The 19,140-nt window shown below is 65.4% G+C and carries 15 protein-coding genes; 7 read left to right on the top strand and 8 right to left on the bottom strand.

The window, feature by feature from the left end; translation table 11 throughout:
- Nucleotides 1-310 precede the first annotated feature (310 nt).
- The 4 genes from HBB12_RS09950 to ribH all read right to left on the bottom strand — a co-directional run bounded on the left by HBB12_RS09950 (nt 311) and on the right by ribH (nt 4,873).
- Nucleotides 311-2,458 carry a sodium-translocating pyrophosphatase gene (locus HBB12_RS09950; RefSeq protein WP_236989200.1) on the bottom strand — a complete coding sequence of 716 codons (2,148 nt, stop codon included), beginning with the start codon at nt 2,456-2,458 and terminating at the stop codon, nt 311-313.
- A gap of 220 nt (nt 2,459-2,678) precedes the next feature.
- A complete protein-coding gene (gene thiL / locus HBB12_RS09945; protein WP_236989199.1) occupies nt 2,679-3,683 on the bottom strand; it encodes a thiamine-phosphate kinase in 1,005 nt (334 codons plus the stop codon).
- Nucleotides 3,684-3,858: 175 nt separating this feature from the next.
- Nucleotides 3,859-4,329 (bottom strand): transcription antitermination factor NusB, encoded by a 471-nt coding sequence (gene nusB, locus HBB12_RS09940; protein ID WP_048432729.1) that lies wholly within the window; start codon nt 4,327-4,329, stop codon nt 3,859-3,861.
- A gap of 1 nt (nt 4,330) precedes the next feature.
- Nucleotides 4,331-4,873: a 6,7-dimethyl-8-ribityllumazine synthase gene (ribH, locus tag HBB12_RS09935; RefSeq protein ID WP_236992727.1), complete on the bottom strand. Its 543-nt coding sequence runs from the start codon at nt 4,871-4,873 to the stop codon at nt 4,331-4,333.
- A 249-nt stretch (nt 4,874-5,122) separates the two neighbouring features.
- Here ribH and HBB12_RS09930 point away from each other — a divergent pair, with 249 nt between their 5' ends.
- From HBB12_RS09930 to HBB12_RS09905, 6 genes are all read left to right on the top strand, one after another.
- On the top strand, nt 5,123-6,427 hold the full coding sequence (locus tag HBB12_RS09930; RefSeq protein WP_236989198.1) for an MFS transporter: 1,305 nt from the start codon (nt 5,123-5,125) through the stop codon (nt 6,425-6,427).
- Nucleotides 6,428-6,725: 298 nt separating this feature from the next.
- Complete coding sequence (gene petA, locus HBB12_RS09925; protein WP_236989197.1) at nt 6,726-7,289, top strand: ubiquinol-cytochrome c reductase iron-sulfur subunit; 564 nt, start codon at nt 6,726-6,728, stop codon at nt 7,287-7,289.
- Nucleotides 7,290-7,328: 39 nt separating this feature from the next.
- Nucleotides 7,329-8,615: a cytochrome b gene (locus tag HBB12_RS09920; protein ID WP_236989196.1), complete on the top strand. Its 1,287-nt coding sequence runs from the start codon at nt 7,329-7,331 to the stop codon at nt 8,613-8,615.
- Nucleotides 8,616-8,706: 91 nt separating this feature from the next.
- A complete protein-coding gene (locus HBB12_RS09915; protein WP_236989195.1) occupies nt 8,707-9,603 on the top strand; it encodes a cytochrome c1 in 897 nt (298 codons plus the stop codon).
- Nucleotides 9,604-9,666: 63 nt separating this feature from the next.
- Nucleotides 9,667-10,545, top strand: coding sequence for an S-methyl-5'-thioadenosine phosphorylase (locus HBB12_RS09910; protein WP_236989194.1), 879 nt, complete (start codon nt 9,667-9,669; stop codon nt 10,543-10,545).
- A gap of 75 nt (nt 10,546-10,620) precedes the next feature.
- Nucleotides 10,621-11,493 carry an MBL fold metallo-hydrolase gene (locus HBB12_RS09905; RefSeq protein ID WP_236989193.1) on the top strand — a complete coding sequence of 291 codons (873 nt, stop codon included), beginning with the start codon at nt 10,621-10,623 and terminating at the stop codon, nt 11,491-11,493.
- A 7-nt stretch (nt 11,494-11,500) separates the two neighbouring features.
- On the opposite strand, the gene HBB12_RS09900 is transcribed toward HBB12_RS09905, so the two are convergent.
- On the bottom strand, nt 11,501-12,481 hold the full coding sequence (locus HBB12_RS09900; RefSeq protein ID WP_236989192.1) for a ferredoxin reductase domain-containing protein: 981 nt from the start codon (nt 12,479-12,481) through the stop codon (nt 11,501-11,503).
- Nucleotides 12,482-12,538: 57 nt separating this feature from the next.
- A complete protein-coding gene (locus tag HBB12_RS09895; protein WP_236989191.1) occupies nt 12,539-12,892 on the bottom strand; it encodes a hypothetical protein in 354 nt (117 codons plus the stop codon).
- Between the two features lie 219 nt (nt 12,893-13,111).
- Here HBB12_RS09895 and HBB12_RS09890 point away from each other — a divergent pair, with 219 nt between their 5' ends.
- Entirely contained in the window at nt 13,112-13,492 is a 381-nt protein-coding gene (locus tag HBB12_RS09890; protein ID WP_236989190.1) for a response regulator, read from the top strand.
- A gap of 273 nt (nt 13,493-13,765) precedes the next feature.
- Here the strand turns inward: HBB12_RS09890 and HBB12_RS09885 are convergent, their stop codons facing one another.
- Both HBB12_RS09885 and HBB12_RS09880 read right to left on the bottom strand, forming a co-directional pair.
- Nucleotides 13,766-16,039 (bottom strand): hypothetical protein, encoded by a 2,274-nt coding sequence (locus tag HBB12_RS09885; RefSeq protein ID WP_236989189.1) that lies wholly within the window; start codon nt 16,037-16,039, stop codon nt 13,766-13,768.
- Between the two features lie 214 nt (nt 16,040-16,253).
- Nucleotides 16,254-19,136, bottom strand: a complete 2,883-nt coding sequence (locus HBB12_RS09880; RefSeq protein WP_442919249.1) for an EAL domain-containing protein — start codon at nt 19,134-19,136, stop codon at nt 16,254-16,256.
- Nucleotides 19,137-19,140 lie beyond the last annotated feature (4 nt).

Below are 19,140 nucleotides of genomic sequence, written 5' to 3'. Positions count from 1 at the left end.
GCCGACCCGTCACCGGTCGAGGGACAGGCTGGGGGGATCGTCCACGATGCTTTCACCATCCCGTTCCCGGGGCGAGCGGCAGGCAGCATCGGCCCGGAGAACAGGCTATCCCACCACGCTATCGGATGCCAGGGACGCCGCTGGTCGTCCTCCGCCGGTCACGCCGTCGCGCCGTCGATGCGATTTGCTCTTTGGGGCTCGATGACGTCGATCGGTGCGGGGCGCCATCGTGCGATGACGCCCCTGCCTGTTCCACCATCCACATGACAGGATGTGGGGATCGCAGGCGGATCGTCGGATCCGCCGTCGATCAGCTATGCGCCAGGATCGCCAGCAGCAGCAGGGCGATGATGTTGGTGATCTTGATCGCCGGGTTCACCGCCGGGCCGGCGGTGTCCTTGTAGGGGTCGCCGACGGTGTCGCCGGTCACCGCGGCCTTGTGGGCGTCCGAGCCCTTGCCGCCGTGATGGCCGTCCTCGATGTACTTCTTGGCGTTGTCCCAGGCGCCGCCGCCGGAGGTCATCGAGATCGCGACGTAGAGGCCGGTGAGGATGACGCCGAGCAGCATCGCGCCCACCGCGGCGAAGGCCTGGCCCTTGCCGGCGATGGCCTGGATCACGAAGAACAGGACCACCGGCGACAGCACCGGCAGCAGCGACGGCACCACCATCTCCTTGATCGCCGCCCGGGTCAGCATGTCGACGGCGCGGCCGTAATCGGGCCGCTCGGTCCCCTGCATGATGCCGGGCTTCTCCCGGAACTGGCGGCGGACCTCCTCGACCACGGCGCCGGCCGCGCGCCCCACCGCCGTCATGGCGATGCCGCCGAACAGGTACGGGATCAGGCCGCCGAGCAGCAGGCCGACGACCACGTAGGGGTTCTGCAGCGAGAAGTCGACGGTGACGCCCTGGAAGAAGCGGTACTGGGTCGGTGACGCGTTCTTGATGAAGTAGTTGAGGTCCGAGGTGTAGGCGGCAAACAGCACCAGGGCGCCTAAGCCCGCCGATCCGATGGCGTAGCCCTTGGTGACCGCCTTGGTGGTGTTGCCGACAGCGTCGAGCGCATCGGTGGACTTGCGCACTTCCTTCGGCAGCCCCGCCATCTCGGCGATGCCGCCGGCATTGTCGGTGACCGGGCCGAAGGCGTCGAGGGCGACGACCACGCCGGCCAGCGCCAGCATCGCGGTGACCGCGATGGCGATGCCGAACAGGCCCGCCAGCGTGTAGGTGACGATGATGCCGCCCACGATGACGATCGCCGGCAGCGCGGTCGATTCGAGCGAGATCGCCAGGCCCTGGATCACGTTGGTGCCGTGGCCGGTGACCGAGGAATGGGCGATCGACTTGACCGGCCGGTAGCGCGTGCCGGTGTAGTACTCGGTGATGACGACGATCAGCGCCGTGATGACGAGGCCTGCCACCGCGCAGAGGAACAGGCTGAGCGAGGTGAAGCTGTCGCCGCCGGTGGTGGTGAAGCGGGTCGAGAAGCCGCCGAACATCACCATGTTGAGGCCCGCGATGGCGACGATCGAGAGCGCGCCGGCGCCGATCAGGCCCTTGTAGAGCGCCCCCATGATCGACTGGTTCGAGCCGAGGCGCACGAAGAACGTGCCGATGATCGAGGTGATGATGCAGGCCGCCCCGATCGCCATCGGGTAGATCAGCATCGTCTCAAGCACGTTGCGGCCCCCGACATCGACCTGGCCGGAGAAGAAGATCGCCGCCAGCACCATCGTGGCGACGAGGGTGACCGCGTAGGTCTCGAACAGGTCGGCCGCCATGCCGGCGCAGTCGCCGACATTGTCGCCGACATTGTCCGCGATGGTGGCGGGGTTGCGCGGATCGTCCTCGGGAATCCCGGCCTCGACCTTGCCGACGAGGTCGCCGCCGACATCGGCTCCCTTGGTGAAGATGCCGCCGCCGAGACGGGCGAAGATCGAGATCAGCGAGGCGCCGAAGCCCAGCGCCACGAGCGCGTCGATCACCTCGCGGCTCGCCGGGTTAAGGCCGGCGAAGCGGGTCAGGTAGGTGTAGTAGAGCGCCACGCCGAGAAGGGCGAGGCCGGCCACCAGCATGCCGGTGACGGCGCCCGACTTGAACGCCACCGAGAGGCCGGCGCCGAGCGACTGCGCCGCGGCCTGCGCGGTGCGGACGTTGGCGCGCACCGAGACGTTCATGCCGATGAAGCCGGCCAGCCCCGACAGGACGGCACCGATCAGGAAGCCGACCGCCACCTTGATGCCGAGGAACCAGGCGAGGAGCACGAACAGCACCACGCCGACGAGCCCGATGGTGAGGTATTGGCGGCGAAGATAGGCCTGGGCGCCCTCGGCGATCGCGCCGGCGATCTCCTGCATGCGCTGCGTGCCGGCATCGCGCCGCATGACGTCGTTGATGGTGACGATGCCGTAGGCAACGGCGCAGAGGCCGCCCAGGATGATGAGCAGGAGTGCGGTCATTCTACCGTCCTTGATTGTCGGGCATTCCCGCGACGTCGGACGGCCGAGATGGCGAGCGGCCGTGAACGCGCGACGCAGGCCTCCCTCCCTGTTGAGCGGGCCCGCGCGCCAGCGCGGATCCACGCTCCTAGTCGTGCCAAACTTCGCACCCGAGCGCAAACGCTCCCAAGCTTCGTCCGCTTGAGACTTTCGACGCCGGTCGCCGGTCCTTCGGAACGACTCAGAAGTGGCTGAACGAGCCCGAGCGGAAACTGCGCACCGTGCCGTCGGCCGTGCGGAAGACCGGCGGGGTGCCGCCCTCCGTCACCGTGCCGATCTCGGTGAGCGGCAGGCCGGCCCGCTCCGACGCCTCGCGCAGGGCCGGCACCGAGGCCGGATCGGCCGCGCAGAGGATCTCGTAATCGTCGCCGCCGGTGAGCGCGGTGTCGACCAGGACCGGCATCGCCGCCAGGGCGCCCCGAGCGGCATCCGAGAGCGGAACCCGATCGATCTCGACCTCGGCGCTCAGGTTCGCCGCCCGCATCATCTTGGCGAGGTCGCCGACGAGCCCGTCGGAGACGTCCATCGCCGCGCGGGCATGGGCGCGCAGGGCCGGTGCGAGGGCGAGGCGGGCTTGCGGGTGCAGGTAGCGGTCGACCAGGGCGGCACGGGCCGGGAAGGACAATGCCTCGCCCCATGACGCTGCCGGCTTCTGCCGGAGCTTCAGGCCGAGCGCCGCGTCGCCGATGCTGCCGGAGACGAGCAGGCGGTCGCCGACCTGCGCCGCGTCCCGCCGCACCATCGTGCCGGCCGGCACCTCGCCCAGCGCCGTGATGCCGACGAGGGTGGAGCCCGCCGCCCGCACCGTGTCGCCGCCGAGCAGCGGGCAGCTCGCCAGCGCCGCCGCCTCGCTCAGGCCCGTGCAGAACTCGGCGAGCCAGGCCTCGTCCCAATCGTCCGACAAGGCCAGGGTGAGGAGGAAGCCCCGCGGCTCGGCGCCCTTGGCGGCGAGGTCCGACAGGTTCACGCCCAGCGCCTTGTGGGCGATCGAGGCCGGCGGGTCGTCGGGGAAGTAGTGCACGCCGGCCACGACCGCGTCGGTGGTCAGGACGAGGTCATGGCCCGGTCGCGGCGTCAGCACGGCCGCGTCGTCGCGCAAGGACAGGCCGCCGGCGCCGGCGAGCGGCGCGAAGTAGCGGGCGATCAGCTCGTCTTCGGTAGGGCGGGGCAGGTCGGGACGTGCCATCGCGTGACGGTCTCGCGGAAGGGGGCGGATGGCGGACGCAACCGTGACCCGCCCGAACCTTGGCCGACAGCTAGAGCCCAGGGGGCCGAGGGCCACAACGATCTAACGGCAAAAACGGAAAATTTTCGTATTATTTCGTGTTCGTGCGCGTCCGCAGGGCAGCGTTCCCGCGACCTCAACCGGCGCGGGACCCCTTGGTGAAATCGTCGGGGCGCACGGCGCGGCCGACCTTGTCGAGCACCGCGTTGACGAGACCCGGCTCCTCGCCCTCATAGAAGCTGTGGGCGACGTCGACATATTCGGAGATCGCGACCTTCACCGGCACGTCGCGGCGGAACATCACCTCGTAGGCACCGGCGCGCAGGATCGCCCTCACCACCGCTTCGAGGCGGCGCAGGGGCCAGCCGGCGGCGAGGGCCGCGTCGAGCCGCTGGTCGATCGCGCGCTGCTCCTCGACGGTACCGCGCAGGAGGTCGCGGAAGAAGGCGGTCTCGGCCGGCGGGTGCTCGACCTCGTCGATGACCTGCCCGATCCAGAAGGCCTCGAACTCGGCCAGGGCGTCGATCACGCCCTTGCCGGAGATCTCCATCTCGTAGAGGGCCTGGACCACCGCGAGGCGGGCGCCGCTGCGCTCGGCGGGCTTCATCTCACTTGGTCTCCGGATCGCGGCGGGGGGTGAAGCCGATGGTGCGGTCCTGGCGGCCCGCATCCTGGGCCCGGCGCAGGGCCAGAACGGCGAGCGCCGCCTCCGCCGCGCCGCCGCCCTTGTTCATCTCGGCGACCCGGGCGCGGGCCTGGGCCTGGGCCTCGGTCTCGACCGTCAGGATGCCGTTGCCGAGCGGCAGGCGGAGCATGACCGAGAGGTCCATCAGCGCCCGGGCGCTCTCGCCGGCGACGATGTCGTAATGGCCGGTCTCGCCGCGGATGACGCAGCCGAGCGCCACCACCGCGTCGTAGGGCGTGTGGGCCCGGGCAGCCGCCTCGAGCAGGATCGCCACCGTCTGGGGGATCTCCAGCGCCCCCGGCACCGTCACCACCACCGCCTCGGCGCCGGCCTCCGCGATCGCGGCCTTCGCGCCGGCCAAAAGCTCGTCGGCGATGTCCTCGTAGTAGCGGGCCTCGACGACGAGCACCCGGGCTCCGGTGAGCTGGGGGCGGTCGGCTCCGCTGTCGCGGCGTGGCGTGACCATGGCGAACTTCTGCATCTCGAACGGGCACCGGCTCGCGTGCGGCCCGACGGGCCTTGCTGCGGTGCGTCACCGGTGGGGGAGGGGAGCACTAGACCAGAAGAGGGCCCTCCCACAAGGGCTTGCACCTCCGCAGATCGTCGCTCCTTGCCAACGGGCACCAATCCGGTCATCCCGGGCACCGGAGCCGGGTTCTCACACCCGGCCGTACCCCATTAGGGCCCAACAACAATCGGCCGGGAGGACATCGCCGTGACGACCGACATCGAAGCCCGAACCATCAGGCGCGTCAGCTGGCGCCTGATCCCGTTCCTGATCGTCTGCTACTTCGTGGCCTATCTCGACCGCGTCAATGTCGGGTTCGCCTCGCTGAGCATGAACAAGGACCTCGGCATCTCGGCCACGGCCTACGGCCTCGGCGCCGGCCTGTTCTTCATCACGTACTTCATCTTCGAGGTGCCGTCGAACCTGGCGCTGGAGAAGTTCGGCGCGCGGCGCTGGATCGCCCGCATCATGCTGAGCTGGGGCGTGATCTCCGGCGGCATGGCCTTCATCGGCGGCGAGGCCAGCTTCTACATCATGCGCCTGCTCCTCGGCGCGGCCGAGGCCGGCTTCTTCCCGGGCATCATCTTCTATCTCACCCTGTGGTTCCCGGCGGCCTACCGGGCCCGTATCGTCTCGCTGTTCATGGTGGCGATCCCGCTCTCCAGCGTCATCGGCTCGCCGATCTCCGGCATGCTGCTCGAACTCGACGGCGTGCTCGGATTCAAGGGCTGGCAGTGGCTCTACGTGATCGAGGCGCTGCCGGCGATCGTCCTGTCGGTGATGACCTATTTCTACCTCACCGACCGGCCGGCCGACGCCAAGTGGCTCGCCCCCGACGAACGCGCGTGGCTGGAGCAGACGCTCGCCGCCGAGGCCGCCCGCAACCCGCGCCAGGGCCATGTGCCGCTGACCCAGGAAATCCTCAACCCGCGGGTGCTCGCGATCGCGGTGGTGTATTTCGGCGCCGTGGCGCTGCTCTACGCCTTCGGCTTCTTCCTGCCGCAGATCTTCAAGGCCTTCGGGCTCACCAACGCCCAGACCGGCTTCGTGATGATCATCCCCTACGCCGTCGGCACGGTCGGCATGCTGTGGTGGGGCCGGCGCTCGGACGCCAAGAAGGAGCGCCGCTATCACCTCGCCGCGGCGCTCGCCTGCGCGTCGGTCTGCACCATCGGGGCCGCGCTCGTCGACGATCACATCATGAAGGTGGTGCTGTTCTCGGGCGCGGCTCTCGGCATCTTCGGCGCGCTGCCGATCACCTGGACGCTGCCGACCGAGACCCTGTCGGGGGCCGCCGCCGCCGGCGCCATCGCGGTGGTGAACTCGATCGGCAACCTGTCGGGCTTCGTCGCCCCCTACGCCGTCGGCGCGATCAAGGACTGGACCGGCAGCTTCACCGGCGGCCTGCTGCTGATCGCCTGCGCGGGCATCGTCGGCATGATCACGGTCCTGCGACTGAGCCAGACCGGCGCACCCGCGGCCCCGGGCCGCATCGGTGCTCCCGCCGAGTAGCACCGCACAACCTCGGGGCGGCCTTGCAAGGCCGCCCCGCACTCGAAAACACACTCGCCCGAAATCTGGAATTCCTCCGGATCCAGCCCCCTTTTCGCCCTTTATTCCGGGGCTTGACCGTGCCAGAGAGCTAGCCGCGCGGCGACGCCCGGTCGCATTGCCGCCATGAGTGGGGAGGTGCTTCGGTCCGCCAGGATCGGGGAACGACAACCCCGCCGACCCTTCCCGCGGGCCTCGACGCCTTGTTGCCGCGCGAGCGGCGGCCCGCGCCGTCAACGATTTTCGGGAGAGCCGGAACTTGGCCACCACCGTCGCCCCATCCGACGCCGCGCATCCCCACGGGTCGACCCGCCGGGACTTCCTGTTCCTCGCCACCGGCGCGGGCGCCGTGGTCGGGGCCGCCGCTCTGGCCTGGCCCTTCGTCGCCTCGATGGCTCCCGATGCCGAGACGATCGCCGCCGGTGCGCCGATCGACGTCGACCTGACGCCGATCGCCGACGGCCAGATCGTCAACGTGTTCTGGCGCGGCAAGCTGATCTTCGTGCGCCACCTCACCGAGAAGGAGGTCGCCGACATGAAGGCGGTCGCCCCGGCGAGCATGATCGACCCGGCGCCGTTCCTCGGCCGCGTCAAGGCGGGCCACGAGCGCTGGCTCGTGACCTACGGCAACTGCACCCATCTCGGCTGCGTGCCGATCGCCAATGCCGGCGGCCACGAGGGCTGGGGCTGCCCCTGCCACGGCTCGCAATTCGACGCGGTGGGCCGCGTGACCCGCGGGCCGGCGCCGATCAACCTGCCGATTCCGCCCTACGCCTTCCAGGGCGACACCAAGGTCCGCATCGGCGAAGCGGCCACCGCCTGATCCGCCGATCGTGAAACAACGCCAGACGCGGGCTGCCCCATGAGCGCACACGCTACGACCTACATCCCCAAGAGCCGCTTCGCGAAGTGGTTCGAGGCCCGGCTGCCGATCGCAGGCCTGGTCCATTCCTCGTTCATCGCCTTCCCGGTTCCGCGCAACCTGAACTACTTCTGGACGTTCGGCGCCATCCTGATGGCGATGCTGGGCTCGCAGATCATCACCGGCGTCTGGCTGGCGATGCACTACCAGCCCTCGGCTACCGAGGCGTTCAACTCCGTCGAGCACATCATGCGCGACGTGAATTACGGCTGGCTCCTGCGCTACATGCACGCCAACGGCGCCTCGATGTTCTTCATCGCGGTGTACGTGCACATGTTCCGCAACCTCTATTACGGGTCCTACAAGGCCCCGCGCGAGGTGCTCTACATCCTCGGCGTGATCATCTACCTGCTGATGATGGCGACCGCGTTCCTCGGCTACACCCTGCCGTGGGGCCAGATGTCGTTCTGGGGCGCCACCGTCATCACCAACATCCTGGCGGCGATCCCGATCGTCGGCGACACGATCCAGAGCCTGCTCTGGGGCGGCTACTCGGTCGGCAACCCGACGATTAACCGCTTCTTCTCGCTGCACTACCTGCTGCCGTTCATGATCGCCGGCGTCGTCGTCCTGCACGTCTGGGCGCTGCACGTCACCGGCCAGAACAACCCGACCGGCATCCCGATCAAGACCGGCAAGGACGCCGTGCCCTTCACCCCCTACGCGACCATCAAGGACGTGTTCGCGGTGGTGGTGTTCTTCGCCTTCTTCGCCTACTGGATCTTCCTGCAGCCGAACTACCTCGGCCACGCCGACAACTACATCCCGGCGAACCCCGCCGTGACGCCGGCGCATATCGTGCCCGAGTGGTACTTCCTGCCCTTCTACGCCATCCTGCGCGCGGTGCCGGACAAGCTCGGCGGCGTGGTGCTGATGTTCGGCGCGGTGATCATCCTGGCGCTGGCGCCGTGGCTCGACACCTCGCGGGTCCGCTCGGCCAACTACCGGCCGATCTACCGCCAGTTCTTCTGGGTCTTCATCTTCTGCTGCTTCCTGCTCGGCTGGCTCGGCTCGAAGCCCCCGGAGGGCGGCTACGTCCTGGCCTCGCGCATCGCCACCTTCTACTACTTCGCCCACTTCCTGATCGTGATGCCGCTGGTCGGCCTCTTCGAGACGCCGAAGCCCCTGCCGGGCTCGATCCTCGAGAGCGTCACCGGTCCGGGCAAGCAGGTCGGCTCCTCCGGCATGCCGGCCGGCGCCGCCGCGGCGCCGCCGACCAAGGGCTGATGATGCCCCGGACGGGCGGGTGCTCCGCGCATCCGCCCGCTCCCACGATCGCGATGAAGCACTAACGACGCCGTAAGGGGCATCGAGGGGAATGATCAGAACACGCGCTCTCTTGGCTGCCGCTCTCGCCGCGCTCCTGTCGGCCGGCGCCGCCTCGGCCGAGGACCACGGCCCGCTGCCGCACCGCGAGAAGTGGACCTTCTCGGGGATGTTCGGCACCTTCGACCAGGCGCAGCTGCAGCGCGGCTTCCAGGTCTACCGCGAGGTCTGCTCGAACTGCCACAGCCTGAACTACATCCGCTTCCGCAACCTCGAGCAGGAAGGCGGACCCGACTTCTCCGCCGCCCAGGTCAAGGCGCTGGCGGCCGAGTACAAGGTCAAGGACGGCCCGAACGATTCCGGCGACATGTTCGAGCGGCCCGGCCGCCCGGCGGACAGGATCCCGGCGCCGTTCCCGAACGAGCAGGCCGCGGCCGCCGCCAATGGCGGCAAGGCGCCGCCGGACCTGTCGCTGATGGCCAAGGCCCGCACCTTCGCCCGCGGCGGCCTGTGGTTCATCATCGATTGGCTGCCCTTCATCGGCTATACCGAGCAGGGTCCTGACTACATCCACGCCCTCCTCAACGGCTACAAGGAGGAGGTGCCCAAGGGTGTGACCGTGCCGGAGGGCGGCCACTACAACGAGTTCTATCCGGGCCACGTCATCGCGATGCCCAAGCCCCTCAGCGATGGTCAGGTGACCTACGCCAAGGGCGCCGACGGCAAGCCGGTCGTGCCGGAGACGGTCGACCAGTACTCGCGCGACATCACCGCCTTCCTGATGTGGACCGCCGAACCCCACCTCCTGGCGCGCAAGTCGCTGGGCCTGCGGGCGATCCTGTTCCTGCTGGTGCTGGCTGGCCTGCTCTACTACGTGAAGAAGAAGATCTGGTCCGACGTCGGCGGCGAGACGCACGGGCTGCAGCCCGAGCTGCACAAGACCAGCTGACGCCGGACATCATCCCTGCCAGAGGCCCCGCGAGGGGCCTCTTTTCGTTACAGGAGAACCCTGATGGTCAAGGCCGTGCTCGGAGTGATCGGCGGGTCGGGCGTCTACGATCTGCCCGGCCTGGAGGACGTGCGCGAGGAGGCGATCGCCTCGCCCTGGGGCGAGCCCTCGGATGCGCTCCGCATCGGCCGGATCGGCGGGACGCAGGTGGTGTTCCTGGCCCGCCACGGCCGCGGCCACCGGCTGTCGCCCTCGGGCATCGACTACCGGGCCAATATCGACGCGATGAAGCGCGCCGGCGTCACCGACATCGTGGCGCTCTCGGCCTGCGGCTCGTTCCGGCAGGAGCTCCATCCGGGCCTGTTCGTGCTCGTCGACCAGTTCGTCGACCGGACGGTCGGCCGGACCTCGTCGTTCTTCGGCAATGGCTGCGTCGCCCATGTCTCGATGGCCCATCCGGTCGGCCCGGGCCTGCAAGCCCGGATCCTGGCGGCGGCGGAGGCCGAGGAGATCGCGGCCAGGAAGGGCGGCACCTACGTCTGCATGGAGGGGCCGCAATTCTCCTCCTACGCCGAGTCGCTCACTTACAAGGCGCAGGGCTACGACGTGATCGGCATGACCAACATGCCGGAGGCCAAGCTCGCCCGCGAGGCCGAGATCACCTACGCCACCATCGCCATGGTGACCGACTTCGATTGCTGGCACCCGGAGCACGACGCCGTCGACGTGGCCGCCGTGGTGGCGGTGGCCCGCGCCAACGCCGCGAAGGCCGCCCGCCTGGTGAGCCGGCTCGCCCGCGACTTCCCGGCCGAGCGCGAGCCCTGCCCGGCGGGCTCGGACCGGGCGCTGGACGGCGCCATCATGACCGCCCCGACCCACCGCGATCCGGCCCTGATGGCCAAGCTCGACGCGGTCTGCGCCCGGGTGCTGGCCGGCGCGTAGCGGCCTTACGCCTCCATCGACGGCGGTGCCGCCGCACCTATATCCGGCGGCACCTCCATCGATCAGGTCTCGCGCGTGCCCGGATACCTGCCCTTCGCGGGCGCCCTCGCTCTCCCCGCCTTCGTCTGCGATAATTGCGGCTTCTGGCAGCGCCACTTCGCGGCCCCACCGAGCTGCCCGATGTGCCTCGACGCGCGCCATGTCGTGCCGCAAGACGGCTGGCGGTTCCGCGACGTCGCGGAGGCGCAAGCGTCGTTCCCCTGCCATTGGGCCGAGGTCGAACCGGGCGTGTGGAAGTTCTGGAACGAGCCGGTCACCGGCATCGGGCCGAGCGCCTACCTGATCGTCACGCCGAACGGCAATATGGGCTTCGAGGGCTGTCCGGTCTTCAGCGAGGCGGCGCTCGATCACATCGCCGGCTTGGGCGGCATGACGATTCTCGCGGCCTCGCACCCGCACAGCTACGGCGCATTGCCCCAACTCCAGGACCGGTTCGACCCCGAACTGTGCCTTCCGGCGGCGGATTTCACCTGGAGCGCGGCGCTTCAGGTGTCCTGGCCCTACGACGACGTGCTGGAGCCGCTGCCAGGTCTGACACTGCACCGCACCGCCGGCCATTTCGACGGCCACGCGGTGCTGCACGACCGCGCCCGCGGCATCGTGTTCTGCGGCGACGCCCTGAAGTTCGAGCTGAACCCGCAGAATCCCCGCGAGGCGCTGACGATCTCGGCCCACAAGGCCTTCGTGCGCGGCGTGCCGCTGACCCAGGCCGAGCTCACCCGCTACCGCGCGGTCTTCGCCGCCCTCGACTTCCACCAGACCTGGACGCCGTTCGAGCAGGCGGCGAATGTCGGGCGGGCGGAGGTGCTGGCGCTGATCGACGCGATGCTGGCCGGGCGGCCGCACGCCTATCCGGTGCCGGTCGCCGAGCTGCGCCCCGTCGCCTGACGGGGGCTCACAACCCGAACTGCGCCCCCGTATCTCCCGGGGTGACGAGGCTGCGGGCCCGGCTGCGGGCGGGCAGGAAGGGCAGGGCGGCGCAGGACGCGCCGACGCTGTCGCAGAGTCGCTCCACCGCCCGCACGATCTCCGGCGGCCCGGCGACGTGGACGGTATCGCTGCCGCGCAGGGTCGGCAGGTGGGCGGTGACGGGGCCGTGGCGCACATCGGCCTGGCCGCGACGGTCGCGGCTCGCCGCCATCGTGACCTGTTGCACGCCGGTGCCGCGCAGCCAGTCGAGGGCGGGGCGCATGTAGAGGTCGTCGGCATCCGCGGCGCCGGCCACCACCACCATCTCGCGGCCGGTCTCGATGTGGCGCGCCGCCCGGGCGATGGCCCAGATCGGCGCGAAGCCGGTCTCGGCGGAGACCAGCACGAGGCGTCCGGGGCCGGGGCGGTACGGCGTGCCGCCGGCCGGGCCCTTGATCCGTACGGCATGGCCGGGATGCACCGCCTCGCCCAGAGCCGGGCCGAGCGCGCCGCGGTCGCGGCGCAGGTGGAAGACGAGTTCGTTGAGCTCGGTATTGCCGGCGATGCGCTGGGTCGGGCAGTAGGGCCGGGCCGGCAGCCCCGCGAAGGCGACCTCCACGGCCTGGCCGGGAGCGACGTCGAGGGTGCGCGAGACCGTGACCACCACTTCCATCACCGCCCCCGAGAGCGGCGTGGCGGAGAGCAGCGTGCCGGCGCGCTTGGCGGTGCGCAGGACGGCGAGGGCGGACGGGGCAGGGCCCGGCCGGGTGGCGACGCCCTCGCCGAGGCGGGGCCGGGCGCGGCTGGTGTTGCGCAGGCGCGGCAGAACCTCCTGCAGCACGGAATCCTGGATCACGCCGTCGCGGCCGGCCGCCACGTTCCGGGGCAGGGCGGCGTCGAGGGGCGTGTCGCCGGTCGCCACACGGACGGGCTTGCCGTTGACGACGAGCGAGCAGCGGGGGCTCATGGCCGTCTCCGTGCGACTGATCTGGCGGTGGAACGGGACGAGGGGCGAGCCACGCTCTCAGCGCGGCGCGAACAGCAGGCGCTCGACGAGCGAGGCCCAGCGGTCGCGGTCGGCACGCAGGTCTTCCTGCCGGTCCTCGCCTTCAGCCTGCTGGGTCGTCAGCGCGGCGACCTGGGCCCGCAGCTCCGCGGCGGCCTCGCGCTCGGAGCGCAGCACGGCCTTCATCACCTTGTTCTCGGCTTCGAGCGTCGCGACGAGGTCGTCGATCTCCTCGATCTCCATCGCGTCGGGCGGGGGCAGCCGGTAGGGACGGGCCCCGATCCAGCCCGGCGGCAGAAGCAGGCGCCGCACCAGATCGAAATCCGGGCCGCTGCTTTCCTGGCCCGAGATGTCAAACGCCGCCTCGCCCATCGCCGCCTCTCCGCGCCTCGCGCCGTCCGGACCGCACCCCTTGAGGGCGCGCCGCATCCGATCACGGCCAGGCTGACGATGCTGCCGTCATGGTTAAGGAGCATTTAAACCGCACCGTCGCATTCGCGCGATTGACCCGGGGGAGCCGCCGACACACTCTCGCCTCCGTTGCCCGGAGCGGACGGCGATTCGCCCGCCCCGGAACCCACGGAGATCGCGATGCTGGACGGACGACGGGTGCTGATCGTCGAGGACGAGGCGCTGGTCGCCCTGGAGCTGACCGAGATCGTGACCGCCTCGAACGCCCACGCCGTCGGCCCGGCCCGCACCAACCGCGAAGCGCTGGCCCTGATCGACCTCGAGGCGATCGACGTCGCGATCCTCGACCTCAACCTCGCCGACGGCGAGGCGACGCCCACCGCCGAATGCCTGATCGCCAAGGGCGTGCCGGTTCTGATCTGCACCGGCGGCGTCCTGCCTCGGGCGATGCGGCTGATGTGGCCGGATCTGCCGATGCTCAGGAAGCCGCTGAACCCGGACCGGCTGGTGGAGGCGTTGGGGGCGTTGTGTGCGGAGCCGGTGGGGGAAGGGCGAGGGTAAACGCGCTTGCAGCTTCACGGTTAAGATGACCGCCTTGAAGTGGGACTGATCGGAGTCAAAGTAAATTTGTCAAGTTAAGGCACTCCAGACTGGTCAGCTTCTGATCACGCTTAAAATATAATAAGGTTCGCATTTTAGATCACGCCGAAGTTGCAGGTCTTATGCATACATGTAGTCACGATGCATGAGACCTGCGCAATCTATCGCACGACGGCATTGCTGCCGAAGCTTTTCGCGTATTTTGATAAAAAATCTAAATAAAAACGTAATTTCTCACCGATCGGCAGGTTGCCGGTGATAATCTAAAGTTCCAGGTTCGCCGCCATCAAGATTATGATCGTATATCCTTATCTGATCTGACTTAAGAAGGTCAGAAAAATTTTTTAACATGACCCTAGAGCGGCTGCTATCTACGCTATATGCTTCTCGAGCGCTTATTAATATATTGTGCAATGTATGCCTGGGCGCTCGTCTACTCAAGCTTACACCGAGTATTGTTGGAAATATATTTCTGTAACTTTCGATAATTTCACTTTTTGTAGGCATTAAATAAATATAGTTTAGCAAAAATTCAGGTCTCATTATAAATCTTGATTTTCTATTTTCAAGTGTTGTCAATGCAACCCGCTGAACCGTCCTCTCGTGGGTCAGCCACCAGGTTTTGTATCCAAACGGCGTTGGCGCAGTGATCTCACCGATTTCGTGCCTTTTTGAGTAAACCCGTAGAGCATGTAAAGCATCATTATACGCTAGAACGCGAACACGATCGCCCTTAGTCGATAATTTTTTTCTCTCATTGGTTATATTATTTGTTAAACTTTTGAGATCTTCCCTGTCCAATAAAGATAGCATAGTCTTTCGTTCTTCAAATCTCAATGAAAATTTATCGCATAAATACATTCGTAGTGTTTCACGATTTTTGTTTCGTTTAAGATCGTCGTAATCACAGAATTGATTGATGTATGACATCCAACCTTTCGGCTTTCTCCCTACGACATTAATGTCTAATTTAGCATAGAAATATGCCCTAATTATAATTCTATCAATATAAGGGACAAATTCTTCGTCGATCGCAGACTCTACTGGAGCGTAAAAATTTTCGAATTCTAACACCGCGGCACGCAAGTGCGTGAAAACTTCTTCAAATGCCGGCTCGGCCATCACAAGTGTGGCGCCAGATTCTCGAAGTATACGCAGACTATTTGTAATCAACCTTCCGTAATCTGGGAGATGATATTCAGACAATGCTTTTATTATTAGATCTGATCCTACATAAAGGTAAAGTTTTTCCGCCATTCCACTAAAATATTCCACAATCTTCGGATCATTTTTTATAGAAAACAATATAAAATATGTGTTGCTGAGTCGAAGAAGATAGTCATGTTCTACGTTGGATGGATTGTAAATCATAGATCGTAAAATAATTATGATAGCAGATTTTATTTTTATCGAGCTATCAGCTTGCATATTCAATGCGTCAACTTTTTGATCTATAACATTTGTAAGATTGATTTCCTCTATTAAATCATCGTCTTTATCATTAATATATAAACTTAATACCATTCCCTGTTTTCTAAATAATTCCTCAATACATTCCAAGATGGCGGATGATATAATGGGAATTTGCACATGCAAATCAGAAGGCAGCTCTAAACGCAATTTTTCGAAAATCGAATCTGAAACTTTATTTATAATTTCTGCTTCTTTTATGTTTTCCTCGACTAGCTTCTGTCTTTCTTCATACTTTAGCGCATAAGATCCCAGTTTTTTGTGAAAGCTTATTTGTCGGCCAGACCCATTGTGCTTTGAAGAAAGTTTATCAAGTCTATGTTTTATATTTCCTCGTATAAATTGCTTTGCCGCAGGAATAGCACCTTCTATTTTCGCCTGTATTTGATTTTTATCGAGAAATATGCTCTTATCGGGGTCTGTGCCTTCGAGGCTCCACAAGATTAAACTGTCAGTTAGTGATGTAAGCAAGGTAGAATTTCCTCGCCTTCTATTTACCTCTTGTCCTAAGAATGCGCATAGAGCTTTCTCGTCGAATGGAAATTCCCTACTATTTCCAGTTGATCCTACCTCTAGTAAATGTAAAATCGAAGGTCTTAAATAAGAGTTAAATGCTTGGATAGTTTGCGGACTGTCGTTTATGTGTGTCTCTATATATTGTTTTGCCCGAATTCTCACTGTTATATTATGCTTATTTGTATTATATTCTTCAATACTATCGATCTGAGAAATTGGAACGGAGAAATAAAACATAACAACATTAGGAGATCGGCCAAAATCTTTGAGCCTTTTTAGGGTTTGGGCGATTTTTCCCTGAATATCCGTAGTTTTTGACGCCTGCAAAAATGTGCCAGCGCGTGCTTTTGACTCGAATATCTGCTCTACAAATCCGTCCGCGCCACCATCGTGCATTCCTCCTAATGGGACAAAAGTAGTGCCCAATAAAGAGCCATGAAATGTTTGAACAAATTGCTCAAACGCACTAAAATCACACATATCGACGGCATTGCCGCACAAACGATTGTTTACAGTTTGCATATTTTCCTCGCGCTAGAATTAAATTAATTGGCGATTGCATTTCATGCCGTCTTTACACGGCACCGCAAGTGCAAATCAAATGTAATTATACACTGCCTTGCCGGGGCGCGCATTAGAAAAATCGCGTACGATGCGCTTGTTGGTGTCTATGCATCGAACAAGAACAAACGGTTTTGACCGATAAATGGGATTCGGAAGAGGCAGAACGCCATCCTCACGCCGCCTCCGGCGCCGCCCCCACCAGCTGCCGCGCCTGCAAGATCGACATCGGCTCCCCGAACGCGAACCCTTGCGCGTAGTCGCAGCCGATCTCGGCCAGCGCCAGGGCATCGGCCTCGGATTCCGCCCCTTCGGCGACGATCTCCAGGCCGAGTTCCTGCGCCATCCGGACGATCGAGCGCAGGATGCCGGAGCGGCCGTTCGCCATCTGGCGCACGAAGGAATGGTCGATCTTGATCGTGTCGAACGGGAAGCGCTGCATGTAGGTCAGCGCCGAGTAGCCGGTGCCGAAATCGTCGAGGCAGAGCCCTGCGCCGAGCTCGTGGATGCGGGCGAGCATCTGTGCGGCGTATTCCGGGTTCTCCATCACCAGGGCCTCGGTCAGCTCCAGCTTGAGCGAGCCGGGGACGACGCCGGTGCGGGCGAGCACGGTCTTCACGTCGTGCAGGAGATCGTGGCGCAACAACTGGCGCGAGGACAGGTTGACGGACGCGAAGATCGGCGGCTCGACCACCAGCGCCTGCTGCCAGGCGGCGAGTTCGGCGGCGGTGCGCTCGAGCGCGAAGACGCCGAGATTGACGATGAGGCCGGATTCCTCGGCGATCGGCAGGAAGACCTGGGGGGCGACGCGACCGAGCCGCGGGTGGTCCCAGCGCAGAACCGTCTCGAAGCCCGCCACGGTGCGGTCCTCAAGGCGGACGATCGGCTGAAAAAGGACCTTGATCTCGTTGCGCTCCAGCGCCCGGCGCAGGTCGCTCTCCAGCATCATCCGCTCGCCGCGGTCGGAGCGCATGGTCGGACGGTAGACCTCGATCCGGTCGCCGCCCTGGCGCTTGCCGTTGATCATCGCGAGTTCGGCGTTCTTGACCACGTCGTCGCGCTTCACCACCGCGCCGGCCTCGTGCAGGGCGACGCCGATCGAGGGCGTCAGGAAGATCTCGCGGTCGGCATAGGTGATCGGCGTGGTGATCGCCCGACGGATGCTGTCGGCAAACGCAATGATCCGGTCGGGATCGCGCTCGGAGAGCAGGATGATCGCGAACTCGTCACCGGCGACCCGGGCCAGGGTGTCTTGCGGCCGCAGGAGCCGGTTGAGGCGGCGCGACAGGGTCAGCAGGATCGAATCGCCCGCCGAGAGGCCGATCGCGTCGTTGACCTGCTTGAAGCGGTCGATGTCGACCACGAACAGGGTCGGCTTGAGGCGCGGGTCCTGGCTCGCCAGCGCGAGGCCCGAGTCGAGCCGGTCGTTGAACAACTCGCGGTTGGGCAGGCCGGTGAGGTTGTCATGCACCGCGTCGTGCAGCAGCCGCTCCTCGGCGATCTTCGCTTCGGTCACGTCCGCGATGGTGCCGACGATGCGCACCACCTCGCCGTCGGTGCCGATCACCGGCCGCGCCTTGAGGCGGAACCAGTAGTAGGGGCCGGCCGCCGAGCGCAGGCGAAAATCCTGGGAGATGCGGCCGCGGCGCTCCTCGATCACCGTGTCGAGGGCGGCGGAGTAGCGCTCGACGTCGAAGGGATGGAGGAGGGAGAGCCAGTTCGCCTGCGGCCCCTCCAACGCCCCGCGCTTCAAGCCCAGTTGCCCCTCGATCTCGGGCCCGGCGAAGACCCGATCGCCCGGCACGTCCCAGTCGAAGACGACGTCGCCGGCACCCGTGAGCGCCAGCGCCCGGCGCTCGGTGTCGGAGACGAGGCTGTTGCCCAAGCCCCCGCCCGCGAAGGCGTGCTGGAGCACCGTGAAGCCGATCAGCATCACGATCAGCACGAGGCCGCCGATCAGCGCCGGCTGGACGAGGTCGTTGTGGAGCTGGCCGGTGATGGCGAAGCCCGCCGCCACCACCCAGGCGAGCAGCAGGAGCCAGGTCGGGACCAGCAGGATCGCCCGGTCGTAGCCGTTATGGATGGCGAGGTAGACCACCAGCAGCAGGCCGATTCCCGCCACCGTCGCGATCGAGATGCGCGCCACGCCCGCCGCCACCGGCGGATCGATGACGGCGAGGCCCACGAGGCCGCCGAGGAACAGGAGCCAGATCAGCGCGACGTGGCTGTAGCGCACGTGCCAGCGGGCGAGGTTGAGATAGGCGAACAGAAACACGAGCAGCGTCGCACCGAGCACGGCCTCAGCCGACGCGCGGTAGATCCGCTCGGCGGCTTCCGTCACCGGGAAGATGCGCTGGAAGAACCCGAAATCGATACAGGCATAGGCCAGCACCGCCCAGGCGAGGGCGGCGGCGGCCGGGAAGATGATGGCGCCCTTGACCACGAACACGATGGTCAGGAACAGGGCCAGGAGCCCGGCGATGCCGATGATGATGCCCTTGTACAGGGTGAGCCCGGTCGCCTTCTTGCGGTAGGCATCCTGGTCCCAGAGATAGACCTGCGGCACGTTGGGGGTGCGCAGCTCCGCCACGAAGGTGACCGTGGTGCCGGGATCGAGCGTGATGACGAACTGGTCGGCATCCGGGCTCTCGTCGCGCTCGGGGCGGATGCCCTGGCTCGCCGTGATGGCGGCGATGCGCGAGCCGCCGAGATCGGGCCAGACCACGCCGGAGCCGACGAGGCGGAAATGCGGGGCCACGAGAAGGCGGTCGATCTGCTCGTCGGTGTCGTTGGTCAGCGCGAACACCATCCAGTCCGGCCGCGCCCCGGTCTCGCGCGCCTTCACGGCGATGCGGCGGACGATGCCGTCCTTGCCGGGCGCCGTGGAGATCTGGATCAGGTCGCCGTCCGAGCGGTAGCGCTCGATCGCCGGGGTCAGGTCGATGGCCTGAGAATCGAGGGTGACGCGCACGGCCTCGACCGCGCGGGCCTCCGGCGTGGCGAGAAGCAGCCCGGCGAGGGCCGCGAGGCAGGCGAGGACGAGTGAATACGTGCGCAAGCTT

It is taken from the genome of Methylobacterium sp. SyP6R, from assembly GCF_019216885.1.
GTDB lineage: Bacteria > Pseudomonadota > Alphaproteobacteria > Rhizobiales > Beijerinckiaceae > Methylobacterium.
Note: the sequence above shows the minus strand (reverse complement) of the source record. Positions and strands in the feature narration are given on the sequence as shown.